This window comes from Desertibacillus haloalkaliphilus (assembly GCF_019039105.1).
GTDB classification, from domain to species: domain Bacteria; phylum Bacillota; class Bacilli; order Bacillales; family KJ1-10-99; genus Desertibacillus; species Desertibacillus haloalkaliphilus.
Window position 1 is genome coordinate 1 of sequence record NZ_JAHPIV010000647.1, and the last position, 320, is coordinate 320.

1 pseudogene is annotated in these 320 nt (G+C 36.2%); it reads left to right on the plus strand.

Annotated features, from left to right (window positions below):
* A pseudogene (locus KH400_RS23690) lies at positions 1-320 on the plus strand (sugar ABC transporter permease); the annotation flags it as partial.

Sequence of the window (320 nt, forward strand, 5' to 3'; positions counted from 1 at the left end):
GAATTGAGCAATTTATTCGCTTATTTACAATGGAATCTTGGAGAGGTACGTTCCTTGGAGTTTTCTCATGGACTATTATCTGGGCAGTACTATCGACTTTACTCGTTGTGTTTGCCGGATTATTTGTAGCTGTTGTTTTATCACAAAAGGTCGTGAAATATACGAAGTTTTGGAGAAATATCTATATTATACCATGGGCAGTTCCTGGATTTGTCAGTATTTTAATCTTTAGAAATATGTACAATGGGCAGTTTGGAGTTATTAATCAAATGTTACAGTCTGTTGGCTTGAATCCAATTCCTTGGTTATCCGATCCGATG